Here is a 25,834-nt window from a genome sequence, read left to right on the forward strand (position 1 = left end):
GCCGATGCGGGGGAGATCTGTCCTAGTAGTGGCTGGGGAGTGTACGTGGACCGAGATCGTCGCGGGCGGGCGGCGTCGCGAGGCGGACGGTGGCGCCGAGCACGGAGAGTCCGTGGGTGGCGACGACGACGGGTTCCAGGGTGACGGAGACGACCTCGGGGTGGTCGTCGACGAGCCGGGAGACCCGTAGCAGCAGTTCCTCCAGGGCGGGGGTGTCGACGGGGGCCGAGCCGCGCCAGCCGAAGAGGAGGGGTGCCGTCCGGATCGACCGGATCAGCTCGGCGGCGTCGCGGTCGGTGACGGGCACCAGCCGGTGGGCGAGGTCACCGAGGAGTTCGGAGGGGGCGCCGGCCAGCCCGAAGGAGAGCACGGAGCCCGCGGCGGCGTCGATGGCGGCCCGTACGACGGTGTCCACGCCGCGGGGCGCCATGGCCTGGACGACGGGGCGCAGCTCGACGGCGGTGCCGAGCCGCTCGGTCAGCTCGCGGTGGGCGAGCCGCAGTTGTGCCTCGTCGGCGAGATCGAGCCGTACGCCGCCGAGGTCGGCGCGGTGGCGCAGATGCGGGGCGGTCGTCTTCAGGGCGACGGGGTAGCCGAGCCGCGCGGCGGCGGCGACGGCCTCGTCGGGCCCCGGCGCGGGCAGGGCGGGCCGTACGGGGATCCCGTACAGGGCGAGGAGTTCGTGGGCGTCGCCGGGGGCCAGGGAGAGGCGGCGGGTGTCGGGGGCGGCGCCGAGGAGCCGGCCGATGAGCGCGGCGGCCCCGCTCTCGTCGATGGTGTCGTCCAGGAACTCGGGGACCTTCCCGGGTTCGGCCGCCTGGCGCCGCCACCGCGCGTACCGTACGGCCTCGGCCAGCGCCCGGACGGCGCGCTCGGCGGCGGGGTAGGCGGGGATACGCACGCCGGCGGGCGCGGCGGTGCCCGGGGCGCCGGACGGGGGCGTCCCGGGCGATTCGGCCGGTCCGGGCGACGGTCCGGCGGCGGGTGACGGCGGCGGGGGCGGCTCCGAGGACGTCGGTGGCAGTGGCGGCGCCGACGGGGGCGGCTCCGAGGATGGCGGTGTCGGTGGCGGCGACGGGCGGCCCGGGCCGCTGTGCGTCGCCGTGGAGAGGGCCTCCGCCAGTCCGCCGATCTCCACGTGCACCACCGTGACCGGCTTCGCCGGGGCTGTCGCCGCCGCCGTCCTGAGCGCCGTGCCGAGCGCGCCGCCGTCGGCGGGGTCCGTCGTGCCCGTCTCCCCCACCCGCGGGATCGCGGTCACCACGACGGCGTCGCACCCGGGGTCCGCGAGGGCCGCCGTGAGCGCCGTACGGAAGTCGTCGGGCGCCGCGGACGTGGTGAGGTCCTGGGGCGGCAGGGGGCGCAGCCCCTCCGTGAGGCAGGCGTCGTAGGTGAGGAGGCCGAGCGACTCGGAGTTGCCGAGGATCGCGACGCGCGGGCCCGCGGGGAGCGGCTGGGAGGCGAGCAGCAGCCCCGCGTCGACGAGTTCGGTGACCGTGTCGACGCGGATCACCCCGGCCTGCCGCAGCAGCGCCGAGACGGTGGCGTCCGGGATGCGGGTCACCGGGACGGTGTGCCCCGGTGGCGCGCTGCCGCTGTGGCGGGCGCCCTTCACGACGACGACCGGCTTCACCGCCGCCGTGCGCCGGGCGAGCCGGGTGAATTTGCGCGGGTTGCCGATCGATTCGAGGTAGAGGAGCGCCACATCGGTGTCCGGGTCCTCGAACCAGTACTGGAGGATGTCGTTGCCCGAGACGTCCGCGCGGTTGCCCGCCGAGATGAAGGACGACAGCCCCGCACCGCGCCGGTGCAGTCCGGCGAGGAGCGCGATGCCGATCGCGCCGGACTGGGTGAACAGGCCGATCCGGCCGCGCGCGGGCGGCTGCGGCGCGAGGGAGGCGTTCAGCCGTACCGCGTCGGCGGTGTTGATGATCCCGAAGGCGTTGGGGCCGATGATGCGCATGCCGTACGAGCGGGCCAGCCGTACCAGTGCGCGCTGGCGCTCGCGGCCCTCGGCGCCGCTCTCCGCGTACCCGGCGGAGAGGACCACCAGGCCCTGGACGCCGGAGCGGCCGCAGTCCTCGACCGCTTCGAGCACCCGCTCGGCGGGGACGGCGAGGACGGCGAGGTCGACGGGTTCACCGATCCGGGTGACCGAGCGTACGGCGGGGACGCCGTCGAGCCTCTCCGTGGACTCGGGGAACGCGCTGTTCACCGCGTACAGCCGCCCCGTGAACCCGGCGTCGCGCAGATTGCGGAGCACGGTGCGGCCGACGCCGCCGGGGGCGCGGCCGGTGCCGACGACGGCGACCGAGCCCGGGGTCAGCAGGCGCTGCACGGAGCGGGCCTCGGCGCGCTGCTCACGGCCCCGCTGGACGGCCAGGGACTCGGCGGTGGGTTCGAGGTCGAGGGTGAGCCGTACGGAGCCGTCCTCGAAGCTGCGGCGCTGGGTGTACCCGGCGTCCCGGAACACCTTGATCATCTTGCTGTTGGCGGGCAGCACCTCGGCGGCGAAGCGGCGGATGCCCCGCTCGCGGGCGACGGCGCCGATGTGCTCCAGGAGGGCGGAGGCGACGCCGCGGCCCTGGTGCGCGTCCTGGACGAGGAAGGCGACCTCGGCCTCGTCGGCGGGGGCGGAGGCGGGCAGTCCGCGCTCGTCGGTGCGGTCGTACCGTACGGTCGCGATGAACTCGCCGCCCACGGTCATGGCGAGCCCCACCCGGTCCACGTAGTCGTGGTGCGTGAAGCGGTGGACGTCGCGGTCGGAGAGGCGCGGGTAGGGGGCGAAGAAGCGGTAGTACTTGGACTCGTCGGAGACCTGTTCGTAGAAGCTGACCAGCCGCTCGGCGTCCTCGGTGGTGATCGGCCTGATCCGGGCGGTGGCGCCGTCGCGCAGCACCACGTCCGCCTCCCAGTGCCCTGGATACGCGTGGTCCCGCGGGTGCTCCATGCCCAAAGCGTACGGCGCGGGCGGTGTCCGTGACCGGTGATCGGGGGTGACGGGGATCCGTTCCGCGCCCCATGAGACTCTTGGTCCAGACATCTGTTTTGAGACTTTTTGCGACTTGAAGGGCAACACCATGGCTGAGCGCCGCGTCAATGTCGGCTGGGCCGAGGGGCTGCACGCCCGTCCCGCCTCCATCTTCGTCCGCGCCGCCACGGCCGCCGGCGTCCCCGTGACCATCGCGAAGGCCGACGGCAGCCCCGTCAACGCCGCGTCGATGCTCGCGGTGCTCGGACTGGGCGCGCAGGGCGGCGAGGAGATCGTGCTCTCCTCCGACGCCGAGGGCGCGGACGCCGCCCTGGACCGGCTGGCGAAGCTGGTCGCCGAGGGGCTCGACGAGCTTCCCGAGACGGTCTGATCCCGGAGCGTATTTCCACGACGGAGCCGTGGTCCGCCGAATTCGGCGCGGACCACGGCTCCGTCTTTCCGTCCGTCTTCCGTGCGGCGTCTTTTGGTGCGGCGGCTTTTCATGAAGGCGGCTGCGCGCGGGCAGCGAAGAATAGGCCGCACCTATTTCTTTCTCTTTGTATACGGCGCGATTGTTAATGCCGTACGCTTGCGATGTTTACGGCATGTTGCGAAGCCCTCACCTTTTCCCGGTCACGGCCCTGGTCGCGCCCCCGGTCGGAGCGGCGCAGCCGGTACACCACCACCGTGCGCTCCGTGTGCAGGGTGGTGAGCGCCCGCGCGCGTTCGCCGTCGCCGCGCGCCACCGCGTCCACGATCGCGCCGTGCTCCGCCCAGGACTCCACCGGGTGGCTGGGCTGCTCGACCACGTACATCCAGGCGATCTTGTGGCGCAGCTGGGTGAGCAGCGAGGTGAGCGCGGGGCTGCCGGAGGCCTGGGCGAGCGTCTCGTGGAACCAGGCGCCCAGCGCGCGCAGATCCTCGCCCTGGCCCCTGCGGGCCCGCTCCTGGCCCAGTCTGACCAGGCCGCGGAGGACCTTGAGGTGGGCCTCCGTGCGGCGCTGGGCGGCGCGCGCCGCGCCCAGCGGCTCCAGCAGCAGCCGGACCTCCAGCAGGTCCGCGGCCTCCTGTTCCGTAGGCTCGGCCACACACGCGCCGACATGGCGGCGCGTGGTCACGAAGCCTTCCGACTCCAGCGTGCGCAGCGCCTCGCGTACCGGGACGCGGGAGACGCCGTAGCGCCGCGCGAGCTGCTCCTCGGTGAGCCGGCTGCCCCGCTCGAACAGTCCGGAGACGATGTCGTCGCGAATGGCCGTGCATACCGAGTGCGCCGGAATGCGCATGTCCGAACCTCCGCCTTAATCCGCGCGAAACGCTGCCGATTGACGCCTGTTCCGTGACTCTATTGCAATCAACGCGAATTTCCGATGGGTGCCCGGAATCCATGGATATCTTTTGGCCAGCGCGGAGGCGGAGACCCGCACGCGGGAGGGACCGGGAGCGACGGAGAGACGTGGGCGGACGGGCCCGGAGAGGTACGCGGAGGGGGCGGAAGGCGGTCAGACCCCGACGCCGTGCGCGCGCAGGTACGCGACCGGGTCCATGTCGGAGCCGTAGTCGGCGCTCGTCCTGGCCTCGAAGTGGAGGTGCGGCCCCGTGACGTTGCCGGTGGCGCCCGAGAGCCCGATCCGCTCGCCCGCGGCGACGCTCTGGCCGACGGAGACGCCGATCGAGGAGAGGTGGCCGTACTGGGTGTAGGTGCCGTCCGCCATCCTGAGGACGATGTTGTTGCCGTACGAGCCGCCCCAGCCGGCCTCGACGACGGTGCCCGTGCCGACCGCCACGACCGCGGTGCCGGACGCGGCGCGGAAGTCGACGCCCGAGTGGCTGCCGGAGGACCAGAGAGAACCGCCGGTGTGGTAGCCGGTGGTGACGTAGGAGCCGGTGACGGGGAGCTGGAAGGTGTTCAGCCGCTTGCGCTCCTCGGCCCGTGCCGCGCGCTCCCGCTCCTCGCGCAGCTCCTTCGCACGGGCCTCCGCCTTGCGCTCCGCCTCGGCCTTGGCGGCGGCGCGCGCCCTGGCCTCGGCCTTCAGCCGCTCGGCCTTCTCGGCGGCGTGGCGCTGGGCCTCGGCCTGGTCGTCGACCGCGCCGGCGACGGCGTCGCCGATGGCGATGACCTGGGTCAGGCCGGTGTCCGAGACGGCCTCGGGGCCGGTGCCTGCGGCGAGGGCCGGGGAGGCGAGGGTGCCGATGACGCCGGTCGCGGTCAGCGTCGCGAACCCGGCGGCGCTCGCGCCCTTGCAGGTGATGCGGTGCGGGGCGCGGTGCTTCCCGGTGGCACGGGTGAACGCCATGGAGTGGCTGGTCCTTTCCTTCCCTCTCGCCTACCGGGTTAGCTGACGGGTTCGGAGCAGGAAGGTCTCCTACGGACCCCTCCGCGCGCGGTGTGCCCGCGAAGGCCGTCCGATTCACCCCAGGGACGTGGGTCCCCGGCTCCCCCCGCTGCACCGGCTGGGGCACAGCATCTGACGGGGACTCGGCGATGGCTGCCCGGTGCCACGGATGTGGCGCAACGGCGAACAGCCGGACCGACGCTAAGCGGCTCGTCTTTCAATAACCAAACGGACAAGGTTTTTTGTAGCGCACACCACAGGGCAGACAGGCACCCTCTCCATCAAAGCGGACATAAAGCAGAACCCCGGCGACCGCGGTCGCCGGGGTTCCCTCGAAAGAGGAATCAGCCTGTGACAACCGTCACTTCACCGATTCCCAGAGCCTCGACCGGCTCCTTGATCTGCGCCGCGTCGCCGACCAGAACGGTGACGAGCCGGTCCACCGGGAAGGCGTTGACGACGGCGGCCGTCGCCTCGACCGTGCCCGTCTCGGCCAGCCGGGCGTAGAGCTGTGCCTGGAAGTCGTCCGGAAGATGCTGCTCCACCTGGTCGGCGAGCGTGCCGGCGACGGAGGCGGCCGTCTCGTACTTCAGCGGCGCGACGCCCACCAAATTCTGCACGGCCACATCGCGTTCGGCGTCCGTGAGCCCCTCGGCGGCGAGGGTGCGCAGCACCTTCCAGAGGTCGTCGAGCGCCGGTCCCGTGGACGCGGTGTCCACGGAGCCGCTGATGGCGAGCATCGCGGCGCCCGTCGCCCCGTCCGGGGAGGAGGGCGCAGAGGAGCGCAGCACCTGGCCGAAGGCGCGTACGCCGTAGGTGTAGCCCTTCTCCTCGCGCAGGACGCGGTCGAGCCGGGAGGTGAGCGTGCCGCCCAGGCAGTACGTGCCGAGCACCTGCGCGGGCCAGACACGGTCGTGCCGGTCGGCGCCGATCCGGCCGATCAGGAGCTGCGTCTGGACGGCGCCGGGGCGGTCCACGATGACCACGCGGCCGGTGTCGTCGGCGGTGATCGCCGGTACGGGCCGGGGCGCCGCCGTGTCGCCCGTCCAGGCGCCGAGGGTGTCCGCGAGGATCCCGTCCAGGTCGACGCCCGCGAGGTCGCCGACGACGACCGCGGTGGCCGTGGCGGGGCGTACGTGCGCCTCGTAGAAGGCGCGGACGCCCGCGGCGTCGATGCGCGCCACGGTCTCCTCGGTGCCCTGGCGCGGCCGGGACATGCGCAGCGCGGCCGGGAACAGCTCCTTGGAGAGCTGCTTGGCGGCGCGCCGGCCCGGGTTGGCGGTCTCGTGCGGGATCTCGTCGAGCCGGTTCCGTACGAGCCGTTCGACCTCGCTGTCGGCGAAGGCGGGGGCGCGCAGCGCCTCGGCGAGCAGGCCGAGCGCCTTGAGCAGCCGGGAGACGGGGACCTCCAGGGAGACCCGCAGGCCCGGGTGGTCCGCGTGCGCGTCGAGGGTGGCGCCGCAGCGCTCCAGCTCGGCGGCGAACTCCTCGGCGCTGTGCTTGTCGGTGCCCTCGGAGAGCGCCCGCGCCATGATCGTGGCGATGCCGTCGAGTCCTTCGGGCTCGGCGTCCAGCGGGGCGTCGAGATTGATCTCGACGGCCACCACCTGCTGGCCGGGCCGGTCGCAGCGCAGCACCGTCAGCCCGTTGTCGAGCGTGGCGCGCCCGGGGGCGGGGAAGGCCCAGGGCTTGGCCTCGCCCGCGGTCGGCCGCGGGTGGAACTCCATGGTCACGGCAGCGTCGGTCACTGGTCCGTCCCCTCGTGCTTGTCGGTCTCGGCGGCGTCGGCGGTGTCGGCGGCGTCGGCGGTGGCCGCCACGTCGTCGGGAGTGACCGGTTCGTACACCAGCACCGCCCGGTTGTCGGGGCGCAGCCGCGCCGCGGCGACGGCCCTGACCTCGTCCGCGGTGATGTCCAGGACGCGGTCGACGGCGCTCAGCGCGAGCTGGGGGTCGCCGAACAGGACGGCGAACCGGCACAGTTCGTCGGCGCGGCCCGCGACCGTGCCGAGCCGGTCCAGCCATTCGCGCTCCAGCTGGGCCTGGGCCCGCTCCATCTCCTCGGCGGTGGGGCCCTCGGCGGCGAACCGGGCCAGCTCCTCGTCGACGGCGGTCTCGATCTCGGGGACCTCGACGCCGCCGGACGTCTTCACGTCCAGCCAGCCGAGCGAGGGGGCGCCCGCCAGCCGCAGCAGTCCGAAGCCCGCGGCGACGGCGCTCTGGTCGCGCCGTACCAGCCGGTTGTGGAGGCGGGAGGACTCGCCGCCGCCGAGGACGGTGAGTGCCAGGTCGGCGGCGTCGCACGCGCGGTCGCCGTCGTGCGGCAGCCGGTACGCGGCCATCAGCGCGCGGGCCGGGACCTCCTCCAGGACCTCCTCGCGCAGCTGCTCGCCGATGATGTCGGGGAGGGTGCCGTCGCGCGGCGGCTGCTTGCCGTCGTGGGAGGGGATGGAGCCGAAGTACTTCTCGATCCAGGCGAGGGTGCGCTCGGGGTCGATGTCGCCGACGACGGAGAGCACCGCGTTGTTCGGCGCGTAGTTCGTACGGAAGAACGCGCGGGCGTCCTCCAGGGTGGCCGCGTCCAGGTCGGCCATCGACCCGATCGGCGTGTGGTGGTACGGGTGGCCCTCGGGGTAGGAGAGCGCGGTCAGTCGTTCGAAGGCCGTACCGTATGGCACATTGTCGTACCGCTGGCGGCGCTCGTTCTTGACGACGTCCCGCTGGTTCTCCATGGACTCCTCGTCGAGCGCGGCGAGCAAGGAGCCCATCCGGTCGGCTTCCAGCCAGAGTGCCAGTTCGAGCTGGTGGGCGGGCATGGTCTCGAAGTAGTTGGTGCGCTCGAAGCTGGTGGTGCCGTTGAGGGAACCGCCGGCCCCCTGCACCAGCTCGAAGTGGCCGTTCCCGGACACCTGCTTCGAGCCCTGGAACATCAGGTGCTCGAAAAGGTGGGCAAGACCGGTACGGCCCTTGACTTCGTGGCGGGAGCCGACGTCGTACCAGAGGCAGACCGCGGCGACCGGGGTCAGGTGGTCCTCGGAGAGCACCACGCGGAGGCCGTTGGCCAGGCGGTGCTCAGTCGCTGTCAGGCCGCCGGAACCGGCCTGCGCTGTGGCCGTGTGACCCATGGGCATGTACGTCCCTTCGATCGCGATATGGAGAAGTCCTGCCACTGTATGCAAGCGTGCCGACACCTGGCGAAGTTCCCGTAACAGGTCCGGGATCTGGCACCCTTCCGACACGCCCCCCTTCTCGTCCCAACGACGGGTCGAGGTCGGCGTTGTCAGTGGCGCGGTCCACAATGGTCCGCGTCAGTTCCAGAAGTTGCCGTACAGAACTTGTGAAGGAGCCGCAGCCGCGATGGCCCGCCGCAGCACCAAGACCCCGCCGCCGGAGGACTTCGAGGAGAAGATCCTCGACATCGACGTGGTCGATGAAATGCAGGGCTCCTTCCTTGAGTACGCGTACTCGGTGATCTACTCCCGGGCCCTGCCCGACGCCCGGGACGGCATGAAGCCGGTGCACCGCCGCATCGTGTACCAGATGAACGAGATGGGCCTGCGCCCCGACCGCGGTTACGTGAAGTGCGCGCGCGTCGTCGGTGAGGTGATGGGCAAGCTCCACCCGCACGGGGACGCGTCCATCTACGACGCCATGGTCCGCATGGCGCAGCCGTTCTCGATGCGGCTGCCGCTGGTGGACGGCCACGGAAACTTCGGCTCCCTCGGGAACGACGACCCGCCGGCCGCCATGCGGTACACCGAGGCGCGGATGGCCGACGCGACGTCGCTCATGACCGAGTCGATCGACGAGGACACCGTCGATTTCGAGCCGAATTACGACGGCCAGGAGCGCGAACCGGTCACCCTTCCGGCCGCGTACCCCAACCTGCTGGTCAACGGGGCCACCGGCATCGCGGTCGGCATGGCGACGAACATGCCGCCGCACAACCTGGGCGAGGTCGTGGCGGCCGCCCGCCACCTCATCAAGCACCCGGCCGCGGACCTGGAGACGCTGATGCGTTTCGTGCCCGGCCCCGACCTGCCGACCGGCGGCCGGATCGTCGGGCTGACGGGCATCAAGGACGCGTACGAGAAGGGCCGGGGCACCTTCAAGATCCGGTCGACGGCGACGGTGGAGGACGTCACCCCGCGCCGCAAGGGGATCGTCGTCACGGAACTGCCCTTCACGGTCGGCCCCGAGAAGGTCATCGCGAAGATCAAGGACCTGGTCTCCGCGAAGAAGCTCCAGGGCATCGCCGACGTCAAGGACCTCACGGACCGCTCGCACGGCCTGCGCCTGGTCATCGAGATCAAGAACGGCTTCGTGCCGGAAGCGGTCCTGGAGCAGCTCTACAAGCTGACGCCGCTGGAGGAGTCCTTCGGCATCAACAACGTGGCGCTGGTGGACGGCCAGCCGCTGACGCTGGGCTTCAAGGAGCTGCTGGAGGTCTATCTGGACCACCGGTTCACCGTGGTCCGCCGGCGCAGCGAGTTCCGCAGGACGAAGCGGCGCGACCGGCTCCATCTGGTCGAGGGCCTGCTCACCGCGCTCGTCGACATCGACGAGGTCATCCGGCTGATCAGGTCGAGCGACAACTCGGCGCAGGCCAAGGAGCGCCTGATCGAGCACTTCTCGCTCAGCGAGATCCAGACGCAGTACATCCTGGACACGCCGCTGCGCCGGCTCACCCGGTTCGACCGCATCGAGCTGGAGGGCGAGCGCGACCGGCTCAACGGCGAGATCGACGAGCTGACGGGGATCCTGGACTCGGACGCCGAGCTGCGCAAGCTGGTCTCCTCGGAACTGGCCGCGGTGGCCAAGAAGTTCGGCACCCCGCGCCGCACGGTGCTGCTGGAGTCCGGCGCCTCGGTGGCCTCGGTGCCGCTGGAGGTCGCCGACGACCCGTGCCGCGTGCTGCTCTCCTCCACCGGGCTGCTGGCCCGTACGGCCAACGGCGAGCCGCTGGACGCGGGTGAGGGCCGACGCGTCAAGCACGACCTGATCGTCTCGGCCGTGCCGGCGACGGCGCGCGGCGATGTCGGCGCGGTGACCTCGGCGGGACGGCTGCTGCGGCTCTCCGTGATCGACCTGCCGCGGCTCCCGGACACCGCCGCGACGCCGAACCTGTCGGGCGGGGCGCCGGTCGCGGAGTTCCTGGCGCTGGAGGACGGCGAGGAGCTGGTCTGTCTGACGACGCTGGACGAGTCGTCCCCGGGGCTCGCGCTCGGCACGCTCCAGGGCGTCGTCAAGCGGGTCGTCCCGGACTACCCGTCCAACAAGGACGAGTTGGAGGTCATCTCCCTCAAGGAGGGCGACCGTGTCGTCGGCGGCGCCGAGCTGCGTACCGGCGAGGAGGACCTCGTCTTCATCACCTCCGACGCCCAGCTGCTGCGCTATCCGGCGGGGCAGGTACGGCCGCAGGGGCGGGCCGCGGGCGGCATGGCGGGGGTCAAGCTCACCGACGACGCCGCGGTGATCTCGTTCACCGCGGTCGACCCGGCGGCGGACGCGGTGGTCTTCACGGTCACCGGATCGCACGGCACGCTGGACGACTCCGTGCGTACGGCGAAGCTCACGCCGTTCGACCAGTACCCGCGCAAGGGCAGGGCGACGGGCGGGGTGCGCTGCCACCGGTTCCTGAAGGGCGAGGACATGCTGGTCCTGGCCTGGGCGGGGGCGAGCCCGGCGCGCGCGGCGCAGAAGAACGGGACACCGGTCGGGCTGCCGGAGCCCGACCCCCGCAGGGACGGTTCGGGCACGCCGTTCACGGCACAGGTCGACGTACTGGCCGGGCCCGCGCACTGACGGCGGGCGCCGCTGCCCTACCGGCCGCTCTCGGGGGCCGGGTCCGCGGACCCGGCCCCGAAGGGCTCTCGGCCTCGGACGGGTCCGGTACATAGCGCAGGACGCCCCACATGTCACGCTGCTCCACCGGTGCCCCGGCCGCCTCCGCCGCGGTCTCCTGGCACGCCGCCAGCTCCTTGAGCAGGGCGTCCCCGTCGATGCCCGAGCCGATCAGGACGAGCTGGGTGACGCGCTCCGTCCCCCGCGCCCAGGGCTCCGGGTGGAAGCGCAGGAAGCGGCCGACCGCGTGCACCCCGTACCGGTGGTCCGGATCGCCCGCGCCGAAGTCGACGTACCCCTTGATCCGGTAGAGCCCCGGGGGCCGGGAGTCCAGGAACGCCATCAGCCGGCGCGGGCGCATCGGGGCGGTCGCGGTGAAGGACACGCTCTCGTACGCCGTGTGGAGATGCCCCTCGTGCCCCGCGCCGTGGACCGCGTCGTCCGCCGCGCCCTCGCCCGTGTGGTCCGCGTCCCCGTGCGGGTCCTCGAAGCGCAGGTCCTCGAAGGAGAGCTGGCGCGCCTTCTCCTCCTCGGCGGGCCGGACGGCCGGGTCGAAGAGCAGCTGCGGGTCGATCCGGCCGTACGACGCGGAGACCACCGGTGTCCCCGGGCCCAGCGTCCCCAGGACGTCGAGGATCCGCGCGTGGTCCGCCTCCGCCACCCGGTCGGTCTTGTTGAGGACCACCAGATCGGCGATCGCGAGATGGCGGTCGATCTCCGGGTGGCGCCGGCGGGTCGCGTCGAACTCGGCGGCGTCCACCACCTCGACCAGCCCCCCGTACACCGTGTGCGGATTGTCCCCGGCGAGGATCATCCGGACGAGTTCCTGCGGCTCGGCCAGTCCGCTCGCCTCGACGACGATCAGGTCGATCCGCGCGGACGGGCGGGTCAGCCGCTCCAGATAGCCGTCGAGCTCGCTCGCGTCGACCGCGCAGCACAGACAGCCGTTGCCGAGCGAAACCGTCGAACCGACCTGTCCCGCGACCGTCATGGCGTCGATCTCGATGGCCCCGAAGTCGTTGACGACCACCGCGATCCGGTTGCCGGCGCGGCGCCGCAGCAGATGGTTGAGCAGGGTCGTCTTCCCCGACCCCAGAAAGCCCGCGAGAACGACCACCGGGATCTGCTTCCTGCTCACGCGTCGCGCCTCCGTGCTGCGTCGTCGGTCCTGGAGCGGGCCGCCGGGCAGATGATCATGGCGCCCGGCGCCCGCACCAGGATAGGGGCGCCGCGGAGCGCGGTACGGGCGCTTCGGGCCACCCCACGGGTGCCGGGGCCGGGGTGCCGAATTCGCCGAAATTTCGGAAAGCGCGCCGCGCCCTTTACCGTTCGTGTACATGAGCGCCCGACCGAGCACCGGGGGCAGACGACGGCGATTCGGCTGGCCACGCCGGGTCTTCTCCCAGGTGCTGCTGATGCAGCTCGCCATCGCCGCGGGTGTCACCGTGCTGGCCACCGGCCTCTTCCTGGCCCCGTTCAGCGCCGAGCTGGACGACCAGGCGATGCGCCGCGCGCTCGCCATCGCCGAGACCACCGCCTCCGTACCCGTCGCCGAGGACCTGGTGGCCACCCGTCCGACGGCCGGCGGACCGGTGCAGGCCGAGGCCGAGCGGATCCGGCGGGCCACCGGCGCCGAGTACGTGGTGATCATGGACAAGCGCGGGGTGCGCTGGTCGCACACCGACCTCGACGAGATCGGCAAGGTCGTCTCCACCGACCCCAGCGACGCCCTCGCGGGCAAGGACGTCATGGAGCTCGACAACGGCACGCTCGGCCGCTCCGCCCGGGGCAAGGTGGCGCTCCGCGACCGGAGCGGCACGATCGTCGGCGCCGTCTCGGTCGGCATCGCGTACGACAGCGTCCGCGACCGGCTGCTCGCCGCGATCCCGGGGCTCCTCGCGTACGCGGGCGGCGCCCTGGCCGCCGGGGCGCTCGCCGCGTACCTGATCTCCCGGCGCCTCCAGCGCCAGACCCACGACCTGGCCTTCTCCGATATCTCGGCCCTGCTCACCGAGCGCGAGGCCATGCTGCACAGCCTGCGCGAGGGCGTCGTCGCGCTGGACGGATCGGGCCGTATCCGGCTGATGAACGACGAGGCGCAGCGGCTGCTGGGCCTCGGCCCCGACGCGACGGGCCGGCCGCTCGGCGAGGTGCTGGGCGACGGCCGTACCACCGAGGTGCTGACCGGCCGGGTACGGGGCGAGGACCTGCTCGCCGTACGGGGCAGCCGCGTCCTGGTCGCCAACCGGATGCCCACCGACGACGGGGGCGCCGTCGTCACCCTGCGCGACCGCACCGAGCTGGAGCGGCTCGGCCGGGAGCTGGACGCCACCCGCGGGCTGATCGACGCCCTGCGCGCCCAGGACCACGAGCACGCGAACCGGATGCACACGCTGCTCGGGCTGCTGGAGCTGGAGCTGCACGAGGAGGCGGTGGAGTTCGTCACCGAGGTGGTCGGCGTGCACCGGGCGACCGCCGAGCAGATCACCGAGCGGATCCACGATCCGCTCCCCGCGGCGCTGCTGGTCGGGAAGGCGACGGTCGCCGCCGAGCGCGGCGTCTCGCTGCGGCTGGCCCCGGCCACGCTGCTGCCCGACCGGCTGGTGGACCCGCAGGGGCTGGTCACGATCGTGGGCAACCTGGTCGACAACGCGCTGGACGCCGCGGTGGGTTCCGCGGAGCCGCGCATCGGGGTGGAGCTGCGCGCCGAGGGCCGTACCGTCGTGGTGGTGGTCTCCGACAGCGGCCCCGGCATCCCGGAGGACCGGCGCGACCTCGTCTTCACGGAGGGCTGGTCGACCAAGGAGCCGCCGGCCCACGGCAGGCGCGGGCTCGGCCTCGCCCTGGTCCGCAGGCTCGCGGAGCGGCAGGGCGGCAGCGCCCGGGTGGGCGCGGCGGCGGACGGCGGCGCGGAGTTCACGGTCGTCCTCCCGGAGGCGCTGACCGAGGCCGGAGAGCTGGCCGGGGCCGGACCGGAGAGGCTCGTGGGGCCCGGTACGGCGCCTGGGGGACCCGGTACGACGCCCCGGGGACCCGATACAGCGGTGGACACGTCACAGGAGCAGGCCACCGCAGGGGAGAGACGATGATCGACGTACTGGTCGTGGACGACGACGTCCGCGTCGCGCGCATCAACACCGCCTATGTGGCCAAGGTGGCCGGCTTCCGGGTCGTCGCCCAGGCCCACTCCGCCGCCGACGCGCTGACCAGGATCTCGGAGCACTCCGTCGATCTGATCCTGCTCGACCACTACCTGCCGGACGAGAACGGGCTCGCGGTGGTCCGGGAGCTGCGGCGGCTCGGCCACCAGACCGACGTGATCATGGTGACGGCGGCGCGCGATGTCGCCACCGTCCAGGCGGCGATGCGCCACGGCGCACTCCAGTATCTGGTCAAACCGTTCAATTTCGCCGGGCTGCGGGCCAAGCTGGAGGCGTACGCGACGCTCCGCCGCACCCTGGAGAGCGGCGGCGAGGCGGAGCAGTCGGAGGTGGACCGGATGTTCGGGGCGCTCTCCGCGGCGACCGCCCCGTCCCTCCCGAAGGGCCACTCCCCCACCACCGCCGAGCTGATCCGCCAGGTGCTGATGAAGGCCGAGGGGCCGCTCTCGGCGCAGGAGATCGCGGAGCACGCGGGGATGAGCCGGCAGACCGCCCAGCGCTATCTCAAACTGCTGGAGCGGTCGGGCCGGGTCCGGCTGACGCTGCGGTACGGCGAGACGGGGCGCCCGGAGCACCGCTACGCGTGGGCGGCGAGCGTCTGACGCCGACGGCAGTGCCGGGCCCTGGGGCCCGTGCAGTCGGCCGTGGTGCCGGGCGGGGCCCGTGCAGCCGGCGGCGGTGCCGGACCCGGGGCCCGTCAGACCGCTCCCGCGCCGGTCAGGGACCTGACCTCGGTCTCCGCGTGCCGGGCCGGGTCCGGCGGCTCGCCGGAGGTGACAGTGCCGATCCACCCGGCGAGGAAGCCCAGCGGGATCGAGACCAGCCCCGGGTTCTCCAGCGGGAACACCTGGAAGTCGAGCCCCGGGAAGACGGCCCCGGGGCTCCCCGACACCACCGGCGAGAGCGTCACCAGCAGAAGCGCCGGGATCAGCCCGCCGTAGACGGACCACACCGCGCCGCGCGTGGTGAAGTTCCGCCAGAACAGCGAGTAGAGCAGCACCGGCAGATTGGCGGAGGCGGCGACCGCGAAGGCGAGCCCCACCAGGAAGGCGACGTTCAGCTCCCGCGCGAGCAGGCTGAGCGCGATGGCCACGGCCCCGGTCCCGGCCGCCGCGACCCGGGCCACCGCGACCTCACCGCGTGGTGTCGTACCGCGGCGCCGGCGCCGCAGGGAGGCGTACAGGTCATGGGCGACGGAGGCCGAGGAGGCGAGCGTGATGCCCGCGACGACGGCGAGGATGGTGGCGAAGGCGACGGCGGCGACCACGGCGAACAGGACCGTGCCGCCCGTCGAACCGTCGCCGCCGCCGAGTTCGAGCGCCAACAGCGGCACCGCGGTGTTCCCCGCGGCGCCGGAGGCGCGGACCGCGTCCGAGCCGACGAGGGCCGCCGCGCCGAGGCCGAGCACGATCGTCATCAGGTAGAAGCAGCCGATGAGGCCGATGGACCAGACGACCGAGCGCCGGGCGGCCCGCGCGGTCGGCACGGTGTAGAAGCGCGACAGGATGTGCGGCAGCCCCGCCGTGCCGAGGACCAGCGCGAGCCCCAGGCTGATGAAGTCGAGGCGCGCGGTCCAGTCGCCGCCGTACTTCAGCCCGGGGACGAGGAAGTCGCCGCCGTGGCCGCTGTGGGCGGCGGCCGTGGTCAGCAGCGCGTTGACGTCCCCGTGGAACCGGACCAGGACCAGGACGGTCAGCGCGCCGGCACCGGCCATGAGCAGGACCGCCTTGACGATCTGGATCCAGGTCGTGGCGCGCATCCCGCCGAGCGTGACGTAGAGGACCATCAGCGCGCCCACACCGACGACGGTCCCGGTCCGCACGGCGCCGCCCGTACCGCCGAGGAGCAGCGCGACCAGGCTCCCCGCGCCCACCATCTGCGCCACCAGGTAGAGCACGGAGACGGTGACGGAGGAGGTGCCCGCGGCGATCCGGACGGGCCGTTCGGCCATCCTGGACGCGACGACGTCGGCGAGGGTGAACCGGCCGCAGTTACGGACGAGTTCGGCGACGAGGAAGAGCACGACCAGCCAGGCGACGAGGAAGCCGACCGAGTAGAGCATGCCGTCGTAGCCGAAGAGGGCGATCAGCCCCGAGATGCCGAGGAACGAGGCGGCGGACATGTAGTCGCCGGCTATCGCGAACCCGTTCTCCATGGGCGAGAAGAGCCGGCCGCCCGCGTAGAACTCTTCGGCGGTGCCGTGGCGGTGGCGGCTCACCCAGGTGGTGATCCCGAGGGTGACCGCGACGAACGCGCTGAACAGCAGCAGGGCCAGGGTCTGGTGGTCACCGCTCATCGCCCGTCCCTCCCGCTGACCGTGGGCGTCCCGCTCGCCCCGGCCGTCCCGCGAACCCCGCTCGTCCCCGGCGCCCCGCTCGCCCGCGTCGCCTCCGCGTGCCCGGCCGTCCCCGCGCGCTCCCGGTCGAAGACCGCCCAGCGCAGTTCGAGCGCCGCGCGGTCCCGGTGCAGCCGGGCGTGGCGGGTGTACGCCCAGGTGAGGAGGAAGGTGGAGAGGAACTGCCCGAGGCCCGCGGCCATCGCCACGTTCACCGCGCCCACCACCGGCCGGGCCATCAGCCCCGGTGCCGCGGTCGCCGCGACGACGTACGCGACGTACCAGACGAAGAAGGCGAGCGTGGCCGGGACGACGAACCTCCGGTACCGGCCGCGTACTTCCCGGAAGGCCGCGCCGCGCTGCACCTCCCGGTAGATGTCGCCGGCGGGCCGGCCCTCTGCCGCCGCGCCTCCGGGCCCCGGGCGGGCCCCGGCTCCGGAGCCGGGAGGCGCGCCCCCGGCCGCCGGGTCCGTCCCCGTACCGTCCGGGTCGCCCCAGTCCGAGGCCAGCGCGTCGTACCACGGGTCGTCGAGCCGCACCGCTGCGGCGTCGCGCCCTTCCTGCTTCTCCACCGGTCAACTCTCCTTGTCAGCGAACCGTTTCGGCGCGCGTAGCAAGGATGGTCGGAGCACGGCGACCGGCCGCCGGTCTCTCCGCCGATTTCACCCCATCAGGTGATGGTTGTCCCGGGTGGCGGGATGAGTCCGCGTTGATAGGCGTATCGCACCGCCTGCGCGCGGTCGCGTACCCCGGTCTTGGCGAAGAGGTTGTTGATGTGGGTCTTCACCGTGGCCGCGCCGATGTGCAGCCGTCCGGCGATCTCCTTGTTGGAGAGGCCCTCGGCGACCAGCGTGAGCACCTCGGCCTCCCGTGCCGTCAGCCCGTCGGGCAGCTCGGCGGGGGCGAGCGCCGCGGCCGGCGGGGCCGTGACGTGCTCCAGCAGCCTGCGCTGCACGGCGGGGGCGAGACCCGCCTGCCCGGCCAGCACGTCGTCGACGGCCCGGACGATCTCCTCGCCCTGCGCGTCCTTGGTGAGATAGCCGCGGGCGCCGGCCTGGAGCGCGGCGAACAGCGAGTCGTCGTCGGCGTACGTCGTGAGGACGACGATCTGGGTTCCCGGGTGCTCGGTACGGATCCGGCGGGTGGCCTCCACCCCGTCGCAGTGCGGCATCCGCAGGTCCATCAGGACCACGTCGGGGGCGAGTTCGGCGACCAGGGCCACGGCCTCCTCGCCGTCCCGCGCCGCGCCGACGACCTCGATGCCGGGCAGCAGCCCCAGCAGCATGACGATGCCCTCGCGCACCACGGACTGGTCGTCGGCCACGATCACCCGGGCCGTCATGCGGGCACTCGCAGACGCACGCTGAAGCCTCTCTCCTCGGAGCCGCCGGACGTCCCGGAGCCACCGGACTTCCCGGGGCCCTCCTTCCCGGGGCCTTCCTTCCCGGGACCCTCGTGGCCGGTCTCCAGTGTGCCGCCGAGCAGTTCGGCGCGCTCCCGCATCCCCAGCAGACCGTATCCGGAGCCGGACGCCCGCAGGCCGCCCGGGTCCGCCTCCCGCTCCCGGCCACCGTAGTCCCGTACGTCCAGGGTCACGTCGTCCGTGCCGTACGTCAGCCGGATCCGCACCCGTGCGCCGGGCGCGTGCTTGCGTACGTTGGTCAGCGCCTCCTGGGCGACGCGGCGCACCGTCTGGGACGCCTCGGCGCGCAGCGCTCTCGGCTCCCCCGCCACCTCGACCTCGGCGCCGTCCAGCGCGGCCAGCTCGCGGAGGTACTCCCCGAGGGGCGCCATCTCGCCGCGGAGCGCGGAGAGCGCCTGCCGGGTCTCGGCCAGCCCTTCGCGGGCCATGGAGCGCGCGGCGACGACCCGTTCGAGGATCTGGTCACGGAACGGGCCCGGCGGTTCCTGTTCGATCCGCAGCCGCGCCGCCTCCAGGTGCACGAGCTGCGCGGAGAGGCTGTGCGCCAGGACGTCGTGGATGTCCCGGGCGATCCTGGCGCGCTCCGCGAGGGCGGCGGACTCGGCCTCCGCGGCGCGGGCGGCGCGCTCCTGCGTGAGCAGCCGCTGCGCGGTGCCGCGGGCCTCCGCGTCGAGCCGCAGGGCGTAGCCGCCGAGCAGCAGACCACCCGTGGTGAGGGTGAGATTAAGCCACGCGTCGTGGTTGAGGGCCGTATAGCCGCCGAGCGCGACCAGCGTGACGGGCAGGGCGGCGGCGAGCGGCAGCCGTTCCATGCCGGTGATCGCGCAGGCGCACCAGAGCACGGTGGCCGCGATGGCGAACCCGGAGTCCTGCGCCACGAGGGCCGCGCCCATCAGCACCACCAGCAGGCCGACGGAGGGCCAGAGGTCGTGGCGCAGCGTGGTGCGGTAGAAGGCCCAGCCGCAGAAGCCCACGGCCCCGAGCGTGGCGACGGCGACGACCGCCGCCCAGCCGGCGACATGGCGCTGGCTGAAAGTGGACCACAGGAGCCCGGCCAGCAGCACGGCGCGTACGGAACGGGCCAGCCACCGGCGGGCATCGGTCAGGCCCTCACGGGAGAGCGCCTCCCGCGAGGGCCATTTCGTCCAGGCGTCGGTCGTCACACACGGTCCTTCCACGGCGCGGGGGCCACGCCGCCACCGTACGGCGCTCCCCCGGCGGCGGTACGGACCCGCCAGGTCAGGGTCGCCTGGCGGACCAGCACGGACGAGGCGAGGGCGAGCATCAGCGCGCCGCTGCCCTGGTGGACCCCCAGCAGGGCGCCGGCGCCCATCAGCCCGAGGCGTACGGCGATACCGGCGGCCCAGACGGCGAGGGTGGCCCAGGTTCCCTTCGACCGGACCGTGCCGTCGGGCTCGGTCCAGAGCCGGCTGGTCCAGGCCCAGCCGGCCCCCATCACCACGCCCACCACCAGCTCGACGCCGAGCAGCACCAGGGAGAGCGGCCGGTCGTGCGCGCCGAGCAGTCCGGGCTGACGCAGGGCGAGAACGACCAGAACGACCGGCAGCACGTACGGGCGGCCCCCGCCCGCGGCCACCCGCTGGGCCCGGAACTGGCGCACCACCACCAGGACGACCACGGCGGCGATCAGGAGCGCGTCGACCAGGGACGGCAGGGACGACAGGGACGACATCGAGGGCCTCCGGGGACGAGGAAGTTCAACGCCCTCGACGTTACGGAGAAAGCCCAGGTCACAGCATCGGCTCGGGGGTTGGTCACGGGTGGAGCCACGGTCTCCACCCGTGGGTGGAGGCCGTGTCCCGGACGGCGCCCCGAGCGGCGCCGGTCAGGCGTCGATGCGCGAGCGGTCCAGGGTCGCCGCGGAGCTGGTGATGAACTCCTTGCGGGGCGCGACCTCGTTGCCCATCAGCAGGTCGAAGATCTGCTCGGACGACTCCAGGTCGCCGATGTTGATCCGCCGCAGGGTGCGGTGACGCGGGTCCATCGTGGTCTCCGCGAGCTGGTCGGCGTCCATCTCACCGAGGCCCTTGTAGCGCTGGATGGAGTCCTTGAACCGGATGTTCTTCCGCTGGTACTCCAGCAGCGTCTGGCGCAGCTCGTTGTCCGAGTACGTGTACACGTACTTGTCCTGGCCCTTCTTGGGCTGGACCAGCTCGATCCGGTGCAGCGGCGGTACGGCGGCGTAGACACGGCCCGCCTCCACCATCGGCCGCATGTACCGCTGGAAGAGCGTGAGCAGCAGGATGCGGATATGGGCGCCGTCGACGTCGGCGTCGACGAGGAGCACGATCTTGCCGTAGCGGGCGGCGTCGATGTCGAAGGTCCGGCCCGAGCCCGCCCCTATGACCTGGATGATCGCCCCGCACTCGGCGTTCTTGAGCATGTCCGTGACGGACGCCTTCTGGACGTTGAGGATCTTGCCCCGGATCGGGAGCAGCGCCTGGAACTCGCTGTTCCTGGCGAGCTTCGCCGTGCCGAGCGCGGAGTCCCCCTCCACGATGAACAGCTCGCTGCGGTCCACGTCGTCGCTGCGGCAGTCGGCGAGCTTGGCCGGCAGCGAGGAGGACTCCAGCGCCGTCTTCCTGCGCTGCGCGTCCTTGTGCTGGCGGGCCGCGATCCGGGTGCGGGCGGCGGCGACCGCCTTCTCCAGGACGGCGCGGGCCTGTGCCTTCGCGTCGCGCTTCGTCGACGTCAGGAACTCCTTGAGCTCCTTGGCGATGACATTGGCGACGATCCGGTTGGCCGCGGAGGTGCCGAGGACCTCCTTGGTCTGCCCCTCGAACTGCGGCTCCGCGAGCCGCACGGTGACCACAGCGGTCAGCCCTTCCAGGGCGTCGTCCTTGACGATGTCGTCCTCGGCGACGCGCAGCATCTTGGCCGAGCGCAGCACCTCGTTGACCGTTTTGGTCAGGGAACGTTCGAATCCGCTCACATGGGTGCCGCCCTTGGGGGTGGCGATGATGTTGACGAACGACCTGACCGTCGTGTCGTACCCGGTGCCCCAGCGCAGGGCGACGTCGACGCCCAGTTCGCGGGTGACCTCGGTGGGCGTCATGTGGCCCCGGTCGTCGAGAACCGGCACGGTCTCCTTGAAGGTGCCCTGGCCGGTGAGGCGCAGCACGTCGCAGACGGCCTTGTCCTGCGCCAGGTACTCGCAGAACTCGCTGATGCCGCCGTCGAAGCGGAAGGTCTCCTCGACCGGGCCGCCCTCGTTCTCGGCGAGTCCCCGCTCGTCCCGGACGACGATGGTCAGCCCGGGGACCAGGAAGGCGGTCTGGCGGGCGCGCTGGTGCAGCGTCTCCAGGGAGAGCTTGGCGTCCTTGAGGAAGATCTGCCGGTCGGCCCAGTAGCGCACGCGGGTGCCGGTACGGGTCTTGGGCACCCGCTTCGCCTTGCGCAGCCCGTTCGCAGGGTCGAAGGGGCTGTCGGGGCCCTGCTCGGTGAACATGCCGGGGACACCGCGCCGGAAGCTGATCGCGTGGGTGGAGCTGTTGCGGTCCACCTCGACGTCGAGGCGGGCGGAGAGCGCGTTGACGACGGAGGCGCCCACGCCGTGCAGACCGCCCGAGGCGGCGTAGGAGCCGCCGCCGAACTTGCCGCCCGCGTGCAGCTTGGTCATCACGACCTCGATGCCGGAGAGCCCCGTCTTGGGCTCGACGTCGACGGGGATGCCCCGGCCGTTGTCCTTGACCTCGACCGAGCCGTCCTCGTGGAGGATCACGTCAATGTGGTCGCAGTATCCGCCGAGGGCCTCGTCGACCGAGTTGTCGATGATTTCCCAGAGGCAGTGCATGAGGCCGCGGCTGTCGGTCGACCCGATGTACATTCCGGGGCGCTTGCGGACCGCTTCGAGTCCTTCAAGGACGAGCAGGTGCCGCGCGGTGTAGTTGGAGCCGTCACGGTCTGCTGTCAGCAGCGCTGTGGACGGCACGGACGTATCGGCGGTCACGCGGGTTCGCTCCTCGCTGAATTTGAGATGTGGCCCCGTGGGGTAAAGGCCCGGCGTCTGTCACCGGTCAGAGGGTACAGAGCCCTGGTAGAGCCGTTGTCACGCCACCCTCGCGAATTTCTCATGCTAGTCCAAGGTCGCATGCGTGTTCGATCCCTCGTGGGAGTGAAGCACACATCACGTTCCCTTCCAGGCATGAACCATTTAGGCTCCGGGCACGTCCTCATCAACAACCGGCAAGCCGGCCGGGGCAGGACACACAGCCTGACCACAATCTGCAAGCAACGCGAAACCCGTAGTGCGAAGCCCAGCGATGCAATACGGCCCATTCGCCGCCAACCGCCAGCATCCAGCCACGACGGAAGAATTTTTCGAGGAAAAGCCGCGAGCGGGAACGTTTTCGGCCTGGTTGGATGTTGACCCTGGTACGACAGCTCGTCGAGCTAGAGAAGAGGCGACGTGACTACTGTTCTGACCCCCGCGAGCCCCCTGACGGCGGCTGACCGCTGCGACCGGTGCGGCGCCCAGGCCTATCTGCGCGTCCTCCTGTCGAGCGGTGGTGAACTGCTCTTCTGCGCCCACCACGGACGCAAGTTCGAGCCGGAACTCAAGAAGATCGCCGCGGAAATACAGGATGAGACCGACCGACTGACGGCCGTCCCGGCCGGCGGTGGTGAAGAGGAACGCTGACACCTCGCATCCACACGACGAGCCAAGGGCCGGACAGCTGACCGGCCGATGGGCGGCCACCCCGCAGCAGTGCGGGGTGGCCGCCCGTTCTCATGCCTCCGCCCGCCCCTGTCCCCGGACCGCCTCCCGTGTCCCCTGCCGCCTCCCGTCAGCCGGCCCTTCTGGTCGCGAGGGCGTCGGAGACCGGGCCCACCGCTGTACTGACCCGGGTGTAGACCCCGGGGCTCCCCGCCCGTCCGCAGCCGCTGCCCCAGGAGACGAGCCCGATGAGCCGCCCCTCCGCCACCAGCGGCCCGCCGCTGTCGCCCTGGCACGCGTCGTGCCCTCCCGCGGGGTCACCCGCGCAGAGCATCGTGGTGGCCTCGTAACGGCCCCCAGGGCTCCCTGAGCCGCCCGGATAGGCCCGCTCGCACTCCCGGTCCGCGAGGACCCTCACGGGCGCCGAGCGCAGCGCGCTCGCGTATGCGCCACCGCCCGTCGTGTCGCCCCACCCGAAGACCGCGGCGGCGCCCGGCGCGGTGGCCGGATCCCCCGGCTCCGCCGGCCGGATCGCGTAGGCCGCGGGCAGGGCCCGCGACAGGGTCAGCACCGCGAGGTCCGCCGCGTTCGTCCCCGCGTCGTACGCCGGGTCGACCAGGACGGAGCGTACGGACACCTCCTGGCCGCCCGTGCCGCGCAGCCCCGCGCGCCCGGCGATCACCCGCAGGTCCCGTACGGACTCCGGGGCGGTGCCGAGAACGTCCCGGCCCATGCAGTGGGCGGCGGTCAGCACTTTCTTCGGGGCCACCACCACGCCCCCGCAGAACTGACCCGCCCGCGTACCCCCGAACCGGTCACGGCTGGAGAGGGCGACGACCCAGGGGTTGTCCTCGGCCCGGACCTGCTGCCCTCCGATGATCACGCTGCCGGCGGTGGCGGAAGCGGGCGCGCCGAGCGCCGCGAGGGCCCCCGCGGCGATCACGGCCAGACCTCCGGTCGGCACGCGGGCAAGGAAACGACGCATACGGGCTCCTGACTCTCCGGTGGACAACGATCTACCCAGAGTCAGTCACCCGGACGGGTCCCGCACCCCCGCGCACAGGACGAAGACCCGGATGCTCGGTGGCATCCGGGTCTTCGTCCGTGCTTCGCGCGCCCTCTGGCGCGTCACCCCAGGGTCGGGGTAAGGGTCGGGCCAGTCGAATCAGGTCGGGCTAGTCGAGGTAATCGCGGAGCACCTGCGACCGGGACGGGTGGCGCAGCTTCGACATCGTCTTGGACTCGATCTGGCGGATGCGCTCACGCGTCACCCCGTAGACCTTGCCGATCTCGTCCAGCGTCTTGGGCTGGCCGTCGGTGAGGCCGAAGCGCATGGAGACCACGCCCGCCTCGCGCTCGGAGAGCGTGTCGAGCACCGAGTGGAGCTGCTCCTGAAGGAGCGTGAAGCTCACGGCGTCGGCCGGGACGACCGCCTCGGAGTCCTCGATGAGGTCACCGAACTCGCTGTCGCCGTCCTCGCCGAGCGGGGTGTGCAGGGAGATCGGCTCGCGGCCGTACTTCTGGACCTCGATGACCTTCTCGGGGGTCATGTCGAGCTCCTTGGCCAGCTCCTCCGGGGTGGGCTCGCGGCCCAGGTCCTGGAGCATCTGGCGCTGCACGCGCGCGAGCTTGTTGATGACCTCGACCATGTGCACCGGGATACGGATGGTGCGGGCCTGGTCGGCCATGGCGCGGGTGATCGCCTGCCGGATCCACCAGGTGGCGTACGTGGAGAACTTGTAGCCCTTGGTGTAGTCGAACTTCTCGACCGCGCGGATCAGACCGAGGTTGCCCTCCTGGATCAGGTCCAGGAAGAGCATGCCGCGGCCGGTGTAGCGCTTGGCCAGCGAGACGACCAGCCGGAGGTTGGCCTCCAGCAGGTGGTTCTTGGCGCGGCGGCCGTCCTCGGCGATGATCTCCAGCTCACGCTTGAGCTTGGGCGCGAGCTTGTCGGCGTTGGCCAGCTTGTCCTCGGCGAAGAGACCGGCCTCGATGCGCTTGGCCAGCTCGACCTCCTGCTCCGCGTTGAGGAGCGGGACCTTGCCGATCTGCTTGAGGTAGTCCTTGACCGGGTCGGCGGTGGCACCGGCGACGGCGACCTGCTGCGCGGGCGCGTCGTCCTCGTCGTCGTCGGAGAGGACGAAGCCCTTGTTCTCGCCCTCGGTCTCCTCCTCCTCGCCCTTCCCCGCCTGGATCTCCTCGGTCGGCTCCTCGCCGTCGACGATCTCGTCGGCGTCCTTCTTGCCCGTGGTCTTCTTCGCCGTCGTCTTCTTGGCGGCGGTCTTCTTGACGGTCGCCTTCTTCGCGACGGTCTTCTTCGCCGCCGCCTTCTTGGCGGGTGCGGCGGACTCGTCGGCGGTGGCGACGCCCTCCGCCGTCGGGGCGGCGGTGGCCGCGACGGTCCTGGTCACGGTCGTCTTGGCCGCGACGGTCTTGGTGGCGGTGCGCTTGACCGGGCTCTTCGCTGCGACGCTCTTGCGGGTGCGCTTGGGCGACTCCGCGGCACTGACCATCAGCGTCACACCCTCTTCCTCGAGGATCTGGTTGAGGCTGCGCAGAACATTCTTCCACTGGGTTGGCGGAATCTGGTCGGCCTCGAAGGCGCGACGCACGTCATCGCCGGCGATCTGCCCATCAGCCTTTCCCCGCTCGATGAGCGCCATCACAGACTCGGACTCGGCGATCTCCGGCGGGAGCGTACGGGATGTGCTGGCCGACACGAACAACCTCTCGGAACGATGGAAACGGCTTCCGGCCCCGCCCATGATCGGGCCGGAGCCGACGACCGTCGACTGGGGATGTCGCCGACGGCGCGGGCTGGACCTCAGAGGTGAATACAGCGCCCTACGCGGCGGTCGTATTCCCTCCTCGGCTGTCACCTCTTAGGTCATCGCCCTGCCTTCAGGAGTGTTACGCCCAATCCACGTGGCCCGAGTCACACCCCAATTGCGGCAAAGCGGCCAGAAGCGGGATTCACCACCCCACCGTCGTGGGGGCGGGGCGCGCGGGAGGGCGCGGGGCCCCCCGGGCGAGGGCGGGCACGGCTACCCCACGCCGGGCCCCCGAGGCAAGACACCAGCCCGGGGGCGG

Annotated in this window: 19 protein-coding genes and 1 riboswitch; of the genes, 5 read left to right on the forward strand and 14 right to left on the reverse strand. The window is 72.2% G+C overall.

Features of this window, described 5'->3' with window-relative positions:
• Positions 1 to 22 precede the first annotated feature (22 nt).
• A complete protein-coding gene (locus ACFTZC_RS25605) occupies positions 23 to 2,950 on the reverse strand; it encodes a GNAT family N-acetyltransferase (protein ID WP_382893507.1) in 2,928 nt (975 codons plus the stop codon).
• A gap of 130 nt (positions 2,951 to 3,080) precedes the next feature.
• Between ACFTZC_RS25605 and ACFTZC_RS25610 the strand changes: the two genes are divergently transcribed.
• A complete protein-coding gene (locus ACFTZC_RS25610; protein WP_365819184.1) occupies positions 3,081 to 3,362 on the forward strand; it encodes an HPr family phosphocarrier protein in 282 nt (93 codons plus the stop codon).
• A gap of 184 nt (positions 3,363 to 3,546) precedes the next feature.
• Here ACFTZC_RS25610 and ACFTZC_RS25615 read toward each other — a convergent pair whose 3' ends face one another.
• The 4 genes from ACFTZC_RS25615 to ACFTZC_RS25630 all read right to left on the reverse strand — a co-directional run bounded on the left by ACFTZC_RS25615 (position 3,547) and on the right by ACFTZC_RS25630 (position 8,434).
• Positions 3,547 to 4,254 carry a GntR family transcriptional regulator gene (locus ACFTZC_RS25615; protein ID WP_382893509.1) on the reverse strand — a complete coding sequence of 236 codons (708 nt, stop codon included), beginning with the start codon at positions 4,252 to 4,254 and terminating at the stop codon, positions 3,547 to 3,549.
• Between the two features lie 216 nt (positions 4,255 to 4,470).
• Positions 4,471 to 5,265: a M23 family metallopeptidase gene (locus tag ACFTZC_RS25620; RefSeq protein ID WP_382893511.1), complete on the reverse strand. Its 795-nt coding sequence runs from the start codon at positions 5,263 to 5,265 to the stop codon at positions 4,471 to 4,473.
• Positions 5,266 to 5,277: 12 nt separating this feature from the next.
• Positions 5,278 to 5,440, reverse strand: a riboswitch (cyclic di-AMP (ydaO/yuaA leader).
• A gap of 208 nt (positions 5,441 to 5,648) precedes the next feature.
• Positions 5,649 to 7,031 carry a M16 family metallopeptidase gene (locus tag ACFTZC_RS25625; protein ID WP_382893649.1) on the reverse strand — a complete coding sequence of 461 codons (1,383 nt, stop codon included), beginning with the start codon at positions 7,029 to 7,031 and terminating at the stop codon, positions 5,649 to 5,651.
• A 17-nt stretch (positions 7,032 to 7,048) separates the two neighbouring features.
• The gene (locus ACFTZC_RS25630) at positions 7,049 to 8,434 is read right to left on the reverse strand and encodes a M16 family metallopeptidase (RefSeq protein ID WP_382893513.1); all 1,386 of its coding nucleotides are present in this window, start codon (positions 8,432 to 8,434) and stop codon (positions 7,049 to 7,051) included.
• Between the two features lie 226 nt (positions 8,435 to 8,660).
• On the opposite strand from ACFTZC_RS25630, the gene ACFTZC_RS25635 reads away from it, so the two are divergent.
• Positions 8,661 to 11,108, forward strand: a complete 2,448-nt coding sequence (locus ACFTZC_RS25635) for a DNA topoisomerase (ATP-hydrolyzing) subunit A (protein WP_382893515.1) — start codon at positions 8,661 to 8,663, stop codon at positions 11,106 to 11,108.
• Here the strand turns inward: ACFTZC_RS25635 and ACFTZC_RS25640 are convergent.
• Entirely contained in the window at positions 11,068 to 12,285 is a 1,218-nt protein-coding gene (locus ACFTZC_RS25640; RefSeq protein ID WP_382893517.1) for a CobW family GTP-binding protein, read from the reverse strand. The genes ACFTZC_RS25635 and ACFTZC_RS25640 overlap by 41 nt on opposite strands.
• Before the next feature lie 199 nt (positions 12,286 to 12,484).
• Between ACFTZC_RS25640 and ACFTZC_RS25645 the strand changes: the two genes are divergently transcribed.
• Both ACFTZC_RS25645 and ACFTZC_RS25650 read left to right on the forward strand, forming a co-directional pair.
• A complete protein-coding gene (locus ACFTZC_RS25645; RefSeq protein WP_382893519.1) occupies positions 12,485 to 14,236 on the forward strand; it encodes an ATP-binding protein in 1,752 nt (583 codons plus the stop codon).
• Positions 14,233 to 14,910: a response regulator gene (locus ACFTZC_RS25650; protein ID WP_382893521.1), complete on the forward strand. Its 678-nt coding sequence runs from the start codon at positions 14,233 to 14,235 to the stop codon at positions 14,908 to 14,910. The genes ACFTZC_RS25645 and ACFTZC_RS25650 overlap by 4 nt, the downstream gene beginning before the upstream one ends.
• Positions 14,911 to 15,005: 95 nt before the next feature.
• Here the strand turns inward: ACFTZC_RS25650 and ACFTZC_RS25655 are convergent, their stop codons facing one another.
• From ACFTZC_RS25655 to ACFTZC_RS25680, 6 genes are all read right to left on the reverse strand, one after another.
• Positions 15,006 to 16,604 carry a cation acetate symporter gene (locus tag ACFTZC_RS25655; protein WP_382893522.1) on the reverse strand — a complete coding sequence of 533 codons (1,599 nt, stop codon included), beginning with the start codon at positions 16,602 to 16,604 and terminating at the stop codon, positions 15,006 to 15,008.
• Positions 16,601 to 17,215 (reverse strand): DUF485 domain-containing protein, encoded by a 615-nt coding sequence (locus tag ACFTZC_RS25660; RefSeq protein WP_382893524.1) that lies wholly within the window; start codon positions 17,213 to 17,215, stop codon positions 16,601 to 16,603. Before ACFTZC_RS25660 ends, ACFTZC_RS25655 begins: the two co-directional genes overlap by 4 nt.
• A 98-nt stretch (positions 17,216 to 17,313) precedes the next feature.
• Positions 17,314 to 17,985 (reverse strand): response regulator, encoded by a 672-nt coding sequence (locus ACFTZC_RS25665; RefSeq protein WP_382893525.1) that lies wholly within the window; start codon positions 17,983 to 17,985, stop codon positions 17,314 to 17,316.
• Positions 17,982 to 19,229, reverse strand: a complete 1,248-nt coding sequence (locus tag ACFTZC_RS25670; RefSeq protein ID WP_382893527.1) for a sensor histidine kinase — start codon at positions 19,227 to 19,229, stop codon at positions 17,982 to 17,984. Before ACFTZC_RS25670 ends, ACFTZC_RS25665 begins: the two co-directional genes overlap by 4 nt.
• On the reverse strand, positions 19,226 to 19,759 hold the full coding sequence (locus ACFTZC_RS25675) for a DUF1453 domain-containing protein (protein WP_382893529.1): 534 nt from the start codon (positions 19,757 to 19,759) through the stop codon (positions 19,226 to 19,228). Before ACFTZC_RS25675 ends, ACFTZC_RS25670 begins: the two co-directional genes overlap by 4 nt.
• A 153-nt stretch (positions 19,760 to 19,912) precedes the next feature.
• The gene (locus tag ACFTZC_RS25680) at positions 19,913 to 22,036 is read right to left on the reverse strand and encodes a type IIA DNA topoisomerase subunit B (RefSeq protein WP_382893531.1); all 2,124 of its coding nucleotides are present in this window, start codon (positions 22,034 to 22,036) and stop codon (positions 19,913 to 19,915) included.
• A gap of 459 nt (positions 22,037 to 22,495) precedes the next feature.
• Here ACFTZC_RS25680 and ACFTZC_RS25685 point away from each other — a divergent pair, with 459 nt between their 5' ends.
• Entirely contained in the window at positions 22,496 to 22,726 is a 231-nt protein-coding gene (locus ACFTZC_RS25685) for a hypothetical protein (protein WP_114662714.1), read from the forward strand.
• Between the two features lie 148 nt (positions 22,727 to 22,874).
• Here ACFTZC_RS25685 and ACFTZC_RS25690 read toward each other — a convergent pair whose 3' ends face one another.
• Together ACFTZC_RS25690 and ACFTZC_RS25695 are read right to left on the reverse strand one after the other, a co-directional pair.
• On the reverse strand, positions 22,875 to 23,729 hold the full coding sequence (locus tag ACFTZC_RS25690) for a serine protease (RefSeq protein WP_382893533.1): 855 nt from the start codon (positions 23,727 to 23,729) through the stop codon (positions 22,875 to 22,877).
• A 190-nt stretch (positions 23,730 to 23,919) separates the two neighbouring features.
• A complete protein-coding gene (locus tag ACFTZC_RS25695; RefSeq protein WP_382893535.1) occupies positions 23,920 to 25,464 on the reverse strand; it encodes an RNA polymerase sigma factor in 1,545 nt (514 codons plus the stop codon).
• Between the last annotated feature and the right edge of the window lie 370 nt (positions 25,465 to 25,834).

It is taken from the genome of Streptomyces sp. NPDC056987, from assembly GCF_042673865.1.
Classification (GTDB): Bacteria; Actinomycetota; Actinomycetes; order Streptomycetales; family Streptomycetaceae; genus Streptomyces.

What these genes read in the sequence shown, in the direction of transcription:
- ACFTZC_RS25625 (WP_382893649.1), bottom strand. Translation starts at nt 7,031, where the DNA reads ATGGAGTTCCACCCGCGGCCGACCGCGGGCGAGGCCAAGCCCTGGGCC.
- ACFTZC_RS25645 (WP_382893519.1), top strand. Translation starts at nt 12,485, where the DNA reads ATGAGCGCCCGACCGAGCACCGGGGGCAGACGACGGCGATTCGGCTGG.
- ACFTZC_RS25635 (WP_382893515.1), top strand. Translation starts at nt 8,661, where the DNA reads ATGGCCCGCCGCAGCACCAAGACCCCGCCGCCGGAGGACTTCGAGGAG.
- ACFTZC_RS25605 (WP_382893507.1), bottom strand. Translation starts at nt 2,950, where the DNA reads ATGGAGCACCCGCGGGACCACGCGTATCCAGGGCACTGGGAGGCGGAC.
- ACFTZC_RS25610 (WP_365819184.1), top strand. Translation starts at nt 3,081, where the DNA reads ATGGCTGAGCGCCGCGTCAATGTCGGCTGGGCCGAGGGGCTGCACGCC.
- ACFTZC_RS25620 (WP_382893511.1), bottom strand. Translation starts at nt 5,265, where the DNA reads ATGGCGTTCACCCGTGCCACCGGGAAGCACCGCGCCCCGCACCGCATC.
- ACFTZC_RS25675 (WP_382893529.1), bottom strand. Translation starts at nt 19,759, where the DNA reads ATGTCGTCCCTGTCGTCCCTGCCGTCCCTGGTCGACGCGCTCCTGATC.
- ACFTZC_RS25665 (WP_382893525.1), bottom strand. Translation starts at nt 17,985, where the DNA reads ATGACGGCCCGGGTGATCGTGGCCGACGACCAGTCCGTGGTGCGCGAG.
- ACFTZC_RS25650 (WP_382893521.1), top strand. Translation starts at nt 14,233, where the DNA reads ATGATCGACGTACTGGTCGTGGACGACGACGTCCGCGTCGCGCGCATC.
- ACFTZC_RS25615 (WP_382893509.1), bottom strand. Translation starts at nt 4,254, where the DNA reads ATGCGCATTCCGGCGCACTCGGTATGCACGGCCATTCGCGACGACATC.
- ACFTZC_RS25655 (WP_382893522.1), bottom strand. Translation starts at nt 16,604, where the DNA reads ATGAGCGGTGACCACCAGACCCTGGCCCTGCTGCTGTTCAGCGCGTTC.
- ACFTZC_RS25630 (WP_382893513.1), bottom strand. Translation starts at nt 8,434, where the DNA reads ATGCCCATGGGTCACACGGCCACAGCGCAGGCCGGTTCCGGCGGCCTG.
- ACFTZC_RS25690 (WP_382893533.1), bottom strand. Translation starts at nt 23,729, where the DNA reads ATGCGTCGTTTCCTTGCCCGCGTGCCGACCGGAGGTCTGGCCGTGATC.